11 protein-coding genes are annotated in these 12,964 nt (G+C 71.1%); 5 read left to right on the top strand and 6 right to left on the bottom strand.

Going from position 1 to position 12,964, the window contains the following annotated elements; translation table 11 throughout:
• Positions 1–44: 44 nt before the first annotated feature.
• On the bottom strand, positions 45–1,718 hold the full coding sequence (gene cobA, locus CAP_RS16215; protein WP_052375375.1) for a uroporphyrinogen-III C-methyltransferase: 1,674 nt from the start codon (positions 1,716–1,718) through the stop codon (positions 45–47).
• 169 nt (positions 1,719–1,887) lie between these two features.
• On the opposite strand from cobA, the gene CAP_RS16210 reads away from it, so the two are divergent.
• From CAP_RS16210 to CAP_RS16200, 3 genes are all read left to right on the top strand, one after another.
• Positions 1,888–2,478, top strand: a complete 591-nt coding sequence (locus CAP_RS16210) for a DUF4339 domain-containing protein (RefSeq protein ID WP_156040860.1) — start codon at positions 1,888–1,890, stop codon at positions 2,476–2,478.
• 513 nt (positions 2,479–2,991) lie between these two features.
• A complete protein-coding gene (gene hemB / locus CAP_RS16205; RefSeq protein ID WP_044241585.1) occupies positions 2,992–3,987 on the top strand; it encodes a porphobilinogen synthase in 996 nt (331 codons plus the stop codon).
• Positions 3,975–4,496, top strand: coding sequence for a hypothetical protein (locus tag CAP_RS16200; RefSeq protein ID WP_197041201.1), 522 nt, complete (start codon positions 3,975–3,977; stop codon positions 4,494–4,496). The genes hemB and CAP_RS16200 overlap by 13 nt, the downstream gene beginning before the upstream one ends.
• 19 nt (positions 4,497–4,515) lie before the next feature.
• Here the strand turns inward: CAP_RS16200 and CAP_RS16195 are convergent, their stop codons facing one another.
• From CAP_RS16195 to CAP_RS16185, 3 genes are all read right to left on the bottom strand, one after another.
• Positions 4,516–5,262: a VOC family protein gene (locus tag CAP_RS16195; protein WP_044241581.1), complete on the bottom strand. Its 747-nt coding sequence runs from the start codon at positions 5,260–5,262 to the stop codon at positions 4,516–4,518.
• 223 nt (positions 5,263–5,485) lie between these two features.
• Positions 5,486–6,751 carry an RNA polymerase sigma factor gene (locus tag CAP_RS16190; protein WP_044241579.1) on the bottom strand — a complete coding sequence of 422 codons (1,266 nt, stop codon included), beginning with the start codon at positions 6,749–6,751 and terminating at the stop codon, positions 5,486–5,488.
• A 1-nt stretch (position 6,752) separates the two neighbouring features.
• Complete coding sequence (locus CAP_RS16185; protein WP_044241577.1) at positions 6,753–7,151, bottom strand: YciI family protein; 399 nt, start codon at positions 7,149–7,151, stop codon at positions 6,753–6,755.
• A gap of 306 nt (positions 7,152–7,457) precedes the next feature.
• On the opposite strand from CAP_RS16185, the gene CAP_RS16180 reads away from it, so the two are divergent.
• Together CAP_RS16180 and CAP_RS16175 are read left to right on the top strand one after the other, a co-directional pair.
• Positions 7,458–7,841, top strand: coding sequence for a Fic family protein (locus CAP_RS16180; protein WP_052375374.1), 384 nt, complete (start codon positions 7,458–7,460; stop codon positions 7,839–7,841).
• 134 nt (positions 7,842–7,975) lie between these two features.
• Positions 7,976–9,091 (top strand): DUF3089 domain-containing protein, encoded by a 1,116-nt coding sequence (locus CAP_RS16175; protein WP_052375373.1) that lies wholly within the window; start codon positions 7,976–7,978, stop codon positions 9,089–9,091.
• Positions 9,092–9,108: 17 nt separating this feature from the next.
• On the opposite strand, the gene CAP_RS16170 is transcribed toward CAP_RS16175, so the two are convergent.
• On the bottom strand, positions 9,109–11,154 hold the full coding sequence (locus CAP_RS16170) for an ABC transporter ATP-binding protein (RefSeq protein WP_231511511.1): 2,046 nt from the start codon (positions 11,152–11,154) through the stop codon (positions 9,109–9,111).
• On the bottom strand, positions 11,151–12,962 hold the full coding sequence (locus tag CAP_RS16165; protein WP_044241575.1) for an ABC transporter ATP-binding protein: 1,812 nt from the start codon (positions 12,960–12,962) through the stop codon (positions 11,151–11,153). Before CAP_RS16165 ends, CAP_RS16170 begins: the two co-directional genes overlap by 4 nt.
• Between the last annotated feature and the right edge of the window lie 2 nt (positions 12,963–12,964).

The raw sequence follows: 12,964 nt of genomic DNA, 5'->3' as shown, positions 1-12,964 counted from the left end.
GCTGCCGGGCAGCGCTGCGGCGAGGTGTCGCTCCACCGCCTCGATCAGTCCGGCAACGCTGCGGCGAGGTGTCGCTCCACCGCCTCGATCAGACCGGCCACGGTGCTCACCGTCGCCGTCACCCCGACCGTGAGGCCGCGCTTCTCGGCCGAGGCGGTGGTGACCGGGCCGATGCTCGCCACCAGCACCGGCGCGAGCAGCGCGACGGCGCGCGCCCCGAGCAGGTCGCACAGGCTGGTCGCGGTGCTGCTCGACGTCAGCAGCACGACGTCGATCTCCCGGGCTTCGAGCGCACGCAGCAGCGCCTCCCGCTGCTCCACCGGCGCCGGGAACGTCTCGTAAACCGGCACCACGTCGACCTCGCACCCCGCCTCCCGCAACCGCTCGGGCAACACCTCGCGCGCCAGGAGCGCCCGCGGGATCAGGACCCGCACCGGCGCCGCGCGCTCCGCCTCCTGCGCGCGCTCCCCGCCCTGCACGCGCTCCGCCTCCTGCGCGCGCCACGCCTCGCGCTTCGCCGCCAGCACCGGATCCTCCAGGATGGCCTGCGCCAGCGCCTCGCCGACGAACGCCCCCGGCACGATGTCCGCGCGCACCCCACGCGCCGCGAGCGCCGCCGCCGTGCCCGTCCCGATCGCTGCCACGCGCGCATCACGGAAGGCGCGCGCATCGCCCCCGAGCCGCCCCAGCTCGGCGAAGAAGCGGTCCACGCCATTGTCGCTGGTGAACGCCACGAGGTCGTACTTGCCCACCGCCTCCGCGGCCGCCGCCATGCGCGCCGGATCCGGCGAAGGACCGATGACGATCGTCGGCAGCTCCACCGCCTCGCCCCCGCGCAGCCGCACCAGGCGCGAGGTGCTGCCTGCCTGCCGCTTCGGCCGCGTCACCAGCACCCGCTTGCCGAAGAGCGGACGCGCATCGAACCAGCGCAGCGTCTCCCGCAGCGACACCACCCGACCCACCACGATGAGCCCCGGGCTCCCGAGCCCCGCCGCGCGCACGAGGCCCGCGATCTCGGCGAGTGTCCCGGTCACCACCCGCTGCGCCGCGCGCGTCCCCCACTGGATCACCGCCACGGGTGCGTCCGGTGCGCAGCGCCCTGGCCCGAGCAGCCCTGCCACCACCGTGTCGATCGCGTGCATGCCCATCAGCACGCAGATCGTCCCGCGCACGCTGGCCAGCTCGCTCCAGTCGTACGCGGCTCCCGCGCGGCTCAACGCGCTGACCATGGTCACGCTGGAGGCGAGGTCACGGTGCGTGAGCGAGATGCCCGCATACGCCGCCGCGCCGAGCGGCGAGCACACACCCGGCACGATCTCGAACGGAAGCCCCGCGCGCGCGAGGGCCTCCGCCTCTTCCGAGCCGCGTCCGAACAGGAATGGATCTCCGCCCTTGAGGCGCACCACGCTGCGACCGGCCCGGGCGAGCGCGACCAGCTCGGCGTCGATCTCCGCCTGCTTCGCATCCTTGGCGACCCGATCGTGTCCCCGCTTCCCAACATGGCGCACCTCCGCATCGGACCCGACGGCGTCGAGAAGAGCGGGGTGTACCAGCTCGTCGTGCAGCACCACCTCGGCGGAGGCGAGCAGCTCCGACGCGCGCACCGTCAAAAGCCCTGGATCGCCCGGCCCTGCGCCGACCAGGTACACCACCCCCGCGCGCGCGGCGCCCGGAGTGCGCGGCGTGCGCGGCGTGCTCGGCGTGCGCGCGTCATTCACGGGCGCGTCAGTTTCCTGCTCAGTGGCCATGATGGGTGTCCTGCGCCTCTTGCAACGTCTCGCGTGTGCGCATAAAGCCCGCTCTCTGTTGGTTGACACCGTGCATTACGACCCGACGACGGCGCCTACAACGAGGTGGGATGCCGCACCAGAGGGGGCGACGTGTGACATGCGCTCGGTTCAACTTCTGACAGGGGCTGTGTCCGGCGGGATCTCGGATCAATGGTACGTCTCGACCGACGAGGGCTCCGTCGGTCCGGTGAGCATCGATCTGCTCGCCCGGGGCATCGAGACCGGCAAAGTGCCGCTTGATTGCCTGGTGCGCAACGAGTCGTGGACGGTGTGGTGTCCCTTGTCCGACATCGCCGTCGTGAAGGTGGCTCCGCCCATCCCGTTGCCCAGACCTCCCCAGCTTCCGGGGACTTTGTCGCCACCCCGCGCTCCCACGCTCCACACCCGAACAGCCGCGCCCGCCCCGCCCGTTCCCGTCTTCGCCGCGGGCACCACCACGCTCCCTCCTCCTCCTTCACCCGACACGGAGGACAGCTCGGACAGCTCGGACAGCTCGGACAGCTCGTTCGCGAGGGCCTTCGACGGGACCTTCGACGAGTACGGCGACGAGCCCTGGACCGACGGCATCGACTCCGACGCACGCCCCACACTCCCGCACATCCCTGCCTGGATGACGGCCCGTCCTCCCGACTCCGGCCGGGATTCACGCCCGACGCTGCCGCGCATCACCCACACGTACCGCCCCTGAGCAGACGCAGCAGCCTCGCCGTCTGTGACCTCTGTCACCGCCGGCCCCTCGCTGCGCCCTCTTTCCCGACTCTGGGGGCTCGGAGACACGCTCCTGGAGTCGCACAGATCTTCTGGGCGGCTCAGCGGCATTCCTCGGAGCGTGCAGGACTCTCTGGGCGCACTCCGTGACATGTCGCTGAAGTCGCAAGACTCTTCGAGCGCACCCAGTGACATGCCGCTGAAGGCGCACAACCTTTTGGGTGCACTCGGTGACATGCCGCTGAAGGCGCACAACCTTTTGGGTGCACTCGGTGACATGCCGCTGAAGGCGCACAACTCTTCGGGCGTACTCGGTGACATGCCGCTGAAGGCGCACAACCTTTTGGGTGCACTCGGTGACATGCCGCTGAGGTCTCACGACTCTTCGGGCGCACTCGGTGACATGCCGCCGAGGTCTCAAGACTTTCTGGGCGCACTCCGTGACATGCCGCCGAGGTCTCAGGACGGACTGGGTGCGCGGCGCCCGGGTGGTATGCTTCGCGCCGTGTTTCCCACCAAGAGACCGCGGAGGCTCCGGCGTACCCCTGCAGTTCGTGCGCTCGTGCGCGAGACCACCCTGGCGCCGGGGGACCTGATCCTTCCTCTCTTCTTCCACGAGGTGCTGGACGAGGCGCGCCCCATCTCCACGATGCCCGGCGTGGCGCAGCTCCCGGTGTCGGCGGCGGCGGACCAGGCGCGGCTCGCGAAGCAGCACGGGATCGGCGGGGTCATCCTGTTCGGGCTGCCCAAGGCGAAGGACCCCACGGGCGCCGCGGCCTACGATCCGGAGGGCCCGGTGCCCCGCGCCGTGAAGGCGATGAAGGACGCCGTGCCGGAGCTCCTGGTGATCACCGACGTGTGCGTCGACGAGTACACCGACCACGGGCACTGCGGGATCCTCAAGGCCGACGCGCGCGGGGAGATGGACGTCGACAACGACGCCACCCTGGAGGTGCTGGCGCGCGCCGCGGTGGTGCACGCGCAGGCAGGCGCCGACGTGGTCGCGCCGAGCGACATGATGGACGGGCGCGTGGGTGCGCTCCGGCGCGCGCTCGACGCCGAGTCGCTGACGCACACCGCCATCCTCTCGTACGCGGTGAAGTACGCCTCGTCGTTCTACGGGCCGTTCCGGGAGGCGGCAGACTGCGCGCCGAAGTTCGGCGACCGCGCCGGCTACCAGATGGATCCAGGCAACGCGCGCGAGGCGCTGCGCGAGGCCGCGCTCGACGAGGAGGAAGGCGCCGACATGCTGATGGTGAAGCCGGCGCTCACCTACCTCGACATCCTGGCCAAGGTGCGCGAGGCGAGCCCGCTGCCCCTCGGCGCATACAACGTGAGCGGGGAGTACGCGATGATCAAGGCCGCGAGCGAGCGGGGGATGATCGACGAGCGGCGCGCCGTCCTGGAGCTGCTCACCTCGATCCGGCGCGCCGGTGCCGACTTCATCCTCACCTACCACGCGCTCGATGCGTCACGGTGGCTCGGATGATGGAGGGGTGTGACGTGGCGCGGCAGGAGCACGCGCTGGTGCGGCGCGCGCTGATGGGCGTCGCTGCGCTCGCGCTCACGCTCTCCGGCATGGGCTGCAACGTGCTCTCCAAGCTGGGGCCGGCGAACTGCGACAGGTCCATCGATGCGAACCCGCCCATCCCCTACACCGAGGGGACCGTGGAAGCGGGCGTGTACATGAGCGCGACGTGGGACCTCGACGCGCCGAAGGCGGCGCAGGAGCTGCTCTATTTCCCGGGCGGGATGCGCTACGAGATCGCGCACCACCTCGGCGAGGTGCCGCGCTGGTGGACGGCCTACCTCTCCTTCGACAGGTACGGCTCGGACACCGAGTCGCTCGCGATCGCCGCCGGCAACCAGGTCGAGGTGCGCGACGTGGACGACACGGTGATCACGCTCGTCAACGCGACCTGCTCCGAGTACTGGCTGCTGCTCGTCGCCGGCGGCGCCGACACCACGCCGCCCGACGATCTGCCCGACGAGGAGTGACGCGGGCGCGGACGCGTCGTCAGCCGGGCATGGGTTCGAGCATGGCGAAGGCTGCGCCTTGCGGGTCTTCGCACATCGCGATCCGCCCGCCACCGGGGATGGGCATGGGGCCGAACATCACCTTGCCTTCGCGGGTGCGGACCTTGGCGACGGCGGCGTCGAGATCCTCCACCCTGAAGTAGAAGAGCCAGTGCGGGTGGATCCCCGGGGAGCGGGCGCTGTTCATCATCGCTCCCGCGCCGAGGTCGCCCTCATCCCAGCCGAAGATCTGGTAGGTGCCCGCCTCGCTCCCGAGATCGAGGGAGTCGGTCACGTGCCAGCCGCACAGCTCGGCGTACATCGGCCAGACGCGCTCGCGATCCACGGTGTGCAGCTCGTGCCAGATGACGGCATTGCTCGCCTCGTCCATCCGGGGGCGCAGCGCCAGCACCGCGCCGCCAGGGTCACGCAGGAGCACGAGCGGCGTGCCGTCGGCCGTGCGCTGCGCAGGGCCGAGCTGTGCGCCCCCGAGCGCGATCACCCGCTGCGCGGCGGCGTCGACGTCGTCCACGCCGAGGTGCCCCAGCCAGTGCGCCGGAGCGCCCTGGGCCGCGGCGCGCTCGGAGAGCTTCATGAGGGTGGCGACGGGCCTGTCCGCGAGGCAAAACGCGGCAGCACCCTCGGCGTCGCGCACCTGCAAGCCGACCACGTCGGTGTAGAACGCCTGCGCTGAGGCCGTGTCCGTGGTCCTCAGCTCGTACCAGCAAAACCTGCTGCTCGTCGTCATCGCTTCCCCTGTGCTGGGTGGCCGGGCGCTGCCTCTTCTCGTGGCAACCTGCACCCGATGCGCGCGATCCACCGCGCACGCGCAGCCTACCGCGTCAGGGCCCGAGGGGGATCATGCGCCGTGAGGCGTCGGGAGCGGCAGGAGGCGTGACCTCAGCGCGGCGCTCTCCGGGCGGAAGGGGCAGTGACCTCAGCGCGGCGCTCTCCGGGCGGGAGGGGTCGCCTCAGGTGGACCGAGGCTCCGCGGCCTGCGCGGCGCGCACGAGGAGGTAGTTGCGCTCGGGGATGCTCGTGGCGCGGTCGGCGGCGCGGCGGTAGTGCGCGGCGGCGCGGTCGCGATCGCCGAGGCGCTCGAAGAGGTGGGCGCGGACGGCATCGAGGCGGTGGTGGTCGCGGAGGCGGGGGTCGTCGGCGATGGCGTCGAGGCAGGCGAGGCCCGCGGCAGGGCCCTGGACCATGGCCGTGGCGACGGCGTGGTTGAGCGTCACCATGGGGTTGTCGCTCATGCGCTGGAGGAGATCGTACAGCGCGAGGATCTGGGGCCAGTCGGTGTCCTCGGCGCGCGGGGCTTCGTCGTGCACCGCCGCGATGGCCGCCTGGAGCTGGTAAGGACCGACGGCGCCGCGGGAGAGGGTGGCGCTGATGAGCGCGACGCCTTCGGTAATAGCGTCGCGGTTCCAGAGCGCGCGGTCCTGCTCGTCGAGCGGGATGATCTCGCCAGCAGGGCCGCTGCGGGCAGCGCGACGGGCGTCGGTGAGGAGCATCAGCGCGAGGAGGCCAGCGACCTCGCCATCGTCGGGGACGAGGCGGTGGAGCATGCGGGTGAGGCGGAGCGCCTCGCTGGAGAGGTCGGTGCGGTACAGCTCGGGGCCGGCGCTCGCGGTGTAGCCCTCGCTGAAGATCAGGTAGAGGACGTGCATCACGGCGCCGAGCCGGGCGTCGCGCTCCTCGGGCGAGGGCATGGCGAAGGGGACGCCGGAGGTCTTGATGCTCTGCTTCGCGCGGCTGATGCGCTGGGCCATGGTCGCCTCGGGCACCAGGAAGGCGCTGGCGATCTCGGCGGTGGTCAGGCCGCCGACGGCGCGCAGGGTGAGGGCGATGGCCGACGCGGGCGAGAGCGCGGGGTGGCAGCACATGAAGAGGAGGTCGAGGGTGTCGTCGCGCTCCGGAGCCTCGTCGTCCGGGGCGAGGGCGAGCTGGTCCTCCGGGGGGATGAGGCTCACCACGAAGGCCTCGCGGCGGCGGCGCGCGCTCTCGGCGCGGATGTGATCGGCGATGCGGCGCGAGGCGACGTGGACGAGCCACGCGCGCGGGTTCTCGGGGATCCCTTCGCGCGGCCACTGGGTCGCGGCGGCGATCAAGGCCTCCTGCGCCGCGTCCTCGGCGGCGGCGAAGTCGCCGAAGCGGCGGACCACGACGCCCAGCACCTGCGGCGCGAGGTCGCGGAGCAGGTGCTGGACGGAGGAGGCGGAGGCGCGCGGCGTCGTCACGTCAGGGCATCATGTCCGCCGGCAGGCCGCTCGGCACCTGCCTGACCTCGATGCCCATGTTGAGGGGCGCGCCGCCAGGCCCGGGCGCGGCGGAAGCTTCCGCGGCGATGGCGTAGGCGCGCTCGGCACTCTCGACGTCCACGATCCAGAAGCCGGCGAGGAACTCCTTGGTCTCGGGAAAGACGCCGTCGGTGATCGGCTTGCCGTCCTTGCCAGCGCGGACGAGCTTGGCCTCCTCGGGACCGGAGAGGCCCTCGGCCAACACCAGCTCGCCCGAGGCGCCGAGCCTCTTGGCAAGGTCGATCATGAAGGCGATGTGCCCCTTGATGTCCTGGTGGGGCCAGCTCGCGATCTGGTAGGGGCCGCCGTTCGGGGTGTGCATCATCAGCATGAATTTCATGGTGGGCTCCTTCTTCGTTCGGGTCGTTGCGTGCGTTCAGCGCGGGCGCCCCTCGGTGGAGCGCGCCTTCACCCCGTAGTCGGAGCCCGGGCTCGGTTCTCGACATGGCCGGAGCACGCCTTGCGTTTTTTTTTCGGCGGGGGGGCGTAAGTGGCCGAAAAGATTGAGGTGAGGTGGGTGGGTTGCGTTCCTGCCCAGAGCGGACGGCTCGCTGGTAAAGGATTCGTTCTTATCTCGTTCCGCTAGACACGTTTGCGTTACTAGCAGCTACGGCACCGCGATGAGTACTACCGGCGCCTCACCGCCGTGCGGAGCGACGGCGACTGGGAGGGCTGGCTCGACTTCTTTCTGGATGGTGTGGCGACCATCGCCGATGAGGCCATCGCGTCAGCGCGTGAGTTGTTCGCGCTGGTCGCCACGGCGAGGTCACGCCTCCTTGCACGCGACGACATCTCGGTCGCTGCCATGCGCCTCTTCGAGCTTCTGCCGCAGCATCCGATCGTGACGATCGCGTCCGTCATAGAGGCCTTGAAAACGACGAAGCCCACGGCCGGTCGCGCGGTCGATCTGCTCACGCAGGCAGGCATTCTGGTCGAGAGCACCGGCAAGAAGCGGGACCGCGCCCTCGTGTACCAGGACTATCTCGACCGGCTGCAGGTGGGCACCGAGCTGGAAAGCCCTGGGCGCTAGCGCGAAGCACCTGAGCGGTGGCGAGGTGGGTGACCCGCAGAGCGAATGCCGAGGAATACGAAGAGGAGGTGGCAAGTTCTCCGGCGGATCGACGCGACGAAGCAGACAGGGGTCCCGCGAGGAGAGGGTGGCCGATGAGCAGGTGGAAGAAGGTGGGACGGGTCGCGGGCTGGGTGGGGCTCGGCGTGGTCGGGCTGGGAGTGCTGGCCGCGTGGAACATCGACGGGCTGGTGCGCTTCGCGATCACGCCGCGTGATCCGTTCGATGCCGGAGCCACACCGCCTGCGCCCGACTACGCAGACGCCCGGAGCTGGAGCGCGCTTCCGGAACGCGAGGACTTCGCGGACCGCGCGCCCACGGGCTCCCCGGCGATGGATTCGCGCCAGGCAGGGACGGATGTCTTCTACGTGCACCCGACCTCGTACGTGGGCAGTCGCTGGAACGCGCCGACCGACGATGCGTCGCTCAACGAGGCCACCGACCGGGTCGCGACCGGGATCCAGGCGTCGGCGTTCAACGCCTGCTGCGCGGTGTACGCGCCGCGGTACCGGCAGGCCAACAGCACGTCGTTCGTGCGCCCCTCGGCCGACGGGGATCGCGCGATCGAGGTGGCGTACGAGGATGTGCGGAGAGCCTTCGAGGCCTTCCATGCACGACGCGGGGCCGGGAGGCCGTTCATCCTCGCCGCGCACAGCCAGGGGACGGTGATGGCGGAGCGACTGCTGTACGAGGTGATCTCTGGCACCGCGCTCCGGGATCAGCTCGTTGCGGCCTACCTGATCGGAGGCCGGGTCGGCACCGCCAGTCTCGCGGAGCGGGCTCGGGACGTCGCGGCATGTCGCGCGCCCGATGACGTTCACTGCGTCGTCGCCTGGAACGCGCGGAGCCCCACTTACACGGCATCGGAGTACGAGATGCACCGCCCGGACACGCGCGAGCGGCTGTGCACGAACCCGCTGACCTGGCGCCTCGACGGCGCTCCCGCGGCGCGTGCGCTGAACCTGGGCGCGGTGTTCCTGGAGAGCGACGATCCGGCGCCGCGCCCAGGGTTCGCGGACGCGCGGTGCGTGGACGGGACGCTCGTCGTCGAGCGCGTCGACGTGGCTCCCCGCGACATGCCGAGCCGGATCCTCGATCGCCTGATGGGCGCCGGGAACTACCACCCCATCGAGTACCAGATGTTCTTCATGAACCTGCGGCAGAACGCGGGCGCGCGCGTGGCGGCGTTCGCAGCAGCGCGCGCGACGTAGGGGGGCACGCGCGAGGGTCAGGGAGCGGCGGCGGGCGCGGCAGCGGCGGGAGGCTTGGCCTTGGAGGAGGGGACGCCGGCTTCCTGGGCTTCGCGCGCGAACTGGAGGCGGTAGAGGCGGCTGTAGATGCCACCCATGGCGAGCAGCTCATCGTGGGTGCCCTGCTCGACGACGCGTCCCTTGTGGAAGACGACGATGCGGTCGGCGGCGCGGATGGTGGAAAGGCGGTGGGCGATCATGAGGGCGGTGCGGCCCTTCATGGCGCCCTCGAGGGCGCGCTGGAGCTTGGCCTCGGTGTCGCTGTCGATGTTGGCGGTGGCCTCGTCGAGGATGAGGATCGGCGGGTCGCGGTAGAGGGCGCGGGCGAAGGCGATGAGCTGGCGCTCGCCGGCGCTGAAGTTGTGGCCGCGCTCGAGCACGGGGGCGTCGAGGCCGCCCTCGCGGCGCTCGAAGAGGTCGAGGGCGCCGATGCGCTGGAGGGCGCGGACGACGCGCTCGCGGTCGGGCGTGCTGTCGCCCGCGGCGATGTTGGTGAGCACCGTGCCGGGGAAGAGGAAGACGTCCTGGGGGACGACGGCGAACTGCTGGCGCAGCTCGTCGCGCGGGTAGGCGCGGACGTCGCGGCCGAAGACGCGGATCACGCCGGTGTGGACGTCGTAGAGGCGGAGCAGGAGCGAGGCGACGGTGCTCTTGCCGGCGCCGGTCGCGCCGACGAGGGCGACCTTGTCGCCGGCGCGGGCGGTGATGGAGACGTCGTGGAGGATGTCGACGCCGGGCTTGTACGAGAAGGTGACGCCTTCGAGCGCGAAGGCGTTGCTCCTGTCGGCCACCCTCGCGTCGCCCTCCGCGGCGCCGGCCACGGTGGCGTCCTGCGCCTGGTGCGCGCCGCTCGCGGCGTCCTCGTCGCGGTTGTCGAGCAGCTCGAAGACGCGCTCGGCGCCGGCCATGGCCGACTGGAGGAGCGTGTAGCGCGAGGACAGGTCCCGGATGGGGACGAAGAACATGTCGATGTACGCCACGAAGGCGAAGAGGGTGCCGAAGGAGACCTCCTTCAGGCTCTCGACGCCGGCGTAGCGGCCCGCGTACCAGAGGGCCATGGCGACGCAGACGCTGGAGACCATCTCGATGGCGGCGTCGAGCGTGGCGTCGTAGACGATGGAGCGGTTGTTGGCGCTGCGGTAGGCGCGGTTGATGTCGTCGAACTCGGCGGCGGCGTGGTCCTCGCGCGCGTAGGCCTGGACGATGGCCATGCCGGAGACCTGCTCGTTCAGGTACGAGTTCATGCGGGAGGTCTTGGTGCGGACCTCGCGGAAGGCGTCGCGGATGCGGCGGCGCGTCCAGTTCACGCCGATGGCGACGGGGATCACCGCGACGAAGGCGATGAGCGACATGTGCCACTCCATCGAGAGCATGATCGCCACGATGACCACGAGGCGGATCAGGTCGCCGAAGGCGTTGAGCGCGTTCGAGGCGAAGATCTCGTTGATGGCGTCGGTGTCGTTGGTGACGCGGGTGACGAGGCGGCCGACGGGCGTGCGGTCGAAGAAGGCGAGACGCCGGGTGTGGAGGAACGAGAAGATGTGGGCGCGGAGGTCGGCCATGGCCCGCGCGCCAGCGAGCTGCATGGTGTAGAGCTGCGGGAACGCGAGGAGCTGCTCGGTGAGGAGCGTTCCGGCGAGGATCCAGCCGGCGCGGGTGAGGTGGGCGAGGCCGTCGGGGGCGTCGAGGGTGTCGAGCGCGCTGCGCATGATGAGCGGGCGCAGGAGCGCCAGGAGCGAGCTGACCACCAGGATGGCGAGAGAGATGACGAGGAAGCGCGCGTGCGGCCGGACGAAGGGCCAGAGACGCACGAGGTTGCGCGCGTCGTACGACTGGCCGAGGGTGGACTCCTCGTGGAAGCGGGTGAGGGCCTCCTCGGTGCGGCTGGCGCGGGGGCCCGTGCTCGGCATGCGGCCCCGCGGGGGAGGCAGGCCGCGCGGGGAGGTGCCCGCGGAGGGACGCGCGGAGGTGCCCGCAGGGGCACCCGTGGAGGCACGGTCGCCCGGTTTCTGAGGCTCGCTCATGCGACCCCCGGGGGCGCCTCGGGGGCGCGTGACGAGGGCGGGAGATCGATCATGGCGAGGTCCTCCTCGATGCGCTGCTCCTCGGCGAAGGAGGCGTAGAGGCCGCCGGCGCGGGAGAGCTCGTCGTGGGTGCCGCGCTCGGTGACGCGGCCCTGATCGAGGACGACGATCTGGTCGCAGCGGCGGGCGGCGGCGACGCGGTGGGTGATGAGCACGACGGTGCGGCGCGCAGCCTGGCGCTCGATGGCGGCGAGGATCGCAGCCTCGGTCTTGGCGTCGACGGCGGAGAGCGGGTCGTCGAGCACGAGGATCGGCGGCTCGCGGACGAGGGCGCGGGCGAGGGCGAGGCGTTGCCGCTGGCCGCCAGAGAGCTGCACGCCGCGCTCGCCGACCACGGTGTCGAACTGCTCGGGCAAGCCGTGGATCTCGGAGAGGACCTGGGCTTCCTCGGCGGCGTGCTCGATGCGGGCGTGGGCCTCGGGGGTGTCGGGGTCGTCGAGCGCGAAGCCGATGTTGCGGGCGGCGGTGGTGGAGAAGAGGAAGGCGTCCTGCTGGGCGTAGCCGATGCTCTCGCGGACCGTCTCGAGAGGGAGGTCGCAGATGTCGGCGCCGTCGAGGAAGACGGCGCCCTTCGGGGTGGGCATGAGGCGGGCGAGCAGGATGGCGATGGTGCTCTTGCCGGATCCGGTGCGGCCGACGAGGGCGAGGGAGCCGCCCGCGGGGACGTCGAAGCTCACGCCATCGACGACGGTGCGGGCGCCGTAGGCGAAGGAGAGGTCGCGCACGGAGAGGGCGCCGTGGACGTGCTCGGGGCGGGGGAGCGTGCCGCTGACCACCTCGGGCTCGGCCTCGTAGATGGCGCGGAGGCGGGCGTAGCCGGCGCGGCCGCGCTGCACGATGCTGGCGACGAAGCCAAGGGCGAGCATGGGCCAGGTGAGGCGGAGGAGGGCGAGCCAGAAGGAGACGAAGTCGCCCTTCGACATCTCGCCACCAAGGACGAGCCGGCCGCCGAACCAGAAGACCACGAGGATGCCGACGGAGACGCTGGCGCCAGCCATGGGGCCCATGGATCCGCGCAGGCGGGCGAGGCTGAGGCTCTTGTCCAGGTAGGCCTGGTTGAAGGTGTTGAAGGAGCGCAGCTCGGCCTCTTCGAGGGCGAAGGAGCGGACGACGCGCACGCCGGCGAGGCTGGCGAGGACGCGGTCGCTCATCTTGCCGAGGGCCTCCTGGTTCTCGCGGGTGCGGGTGAACATGCGCGAGGAGGTCCAGCGGGTGATCAGCATGAGGAGGGGCATGCTGACCATGGCGGCGAGGGTGAGCTTCACCGAGAGGTGGAGCATGACGTAGAGCGCGCTCGCGAAGGCGAAGACCGAGCCGATCACGTTGAGGACGCCGAAGCCGAGGAGGAGGCGGACCTGGCCGAGGTCGTTGGTGGCGCGGCTCATGATCTCGCCGGTGGGCATGCGGCGAAAGAAGGAGGGGCCGAGCTGGTGGAGGCGGTGGAGGAGGACCGCGCGCAGCTCGTACTCGACGTTGCGTCCGCCGGAGAACATGGTGATGCGCGAGAGGACGCGCACCACGGCGGCGCCCACGCTGACGAGCAGCATGAGGAGCGCGGCCTGGGCGGCGGCGTCCGGGAACTTCTGGGTGGCAGCGTCGACTGCGTCTCTGACGAGGAAGTCGCGCTTGGCCATGAGCAGTTGCTGCACCGCGAGGAGGCCTGCACCGCTCAGGTAGAGGTGCAGGTTGCGGCGGAACTGCGCGGAGAGAGACGTCGGATAACACGCAGGATCGCTGTCGTCGCTCATGA

The sequence above is a fragment of the Chondromyces apiculatus DSM 436 genome, assembly GCF_000601485.1.
GTDB lineage: Bacteria > Myxococcota_A > Polyangia > Polyangiales > Polyangiaceae > Chondromyces > Chondromyces apiculatus.
The sequence above is the reverse complement of the archived record's forward strand: the minus strand, read 5'-3'. Positions and strand labels throughout refer to the sequence as shown.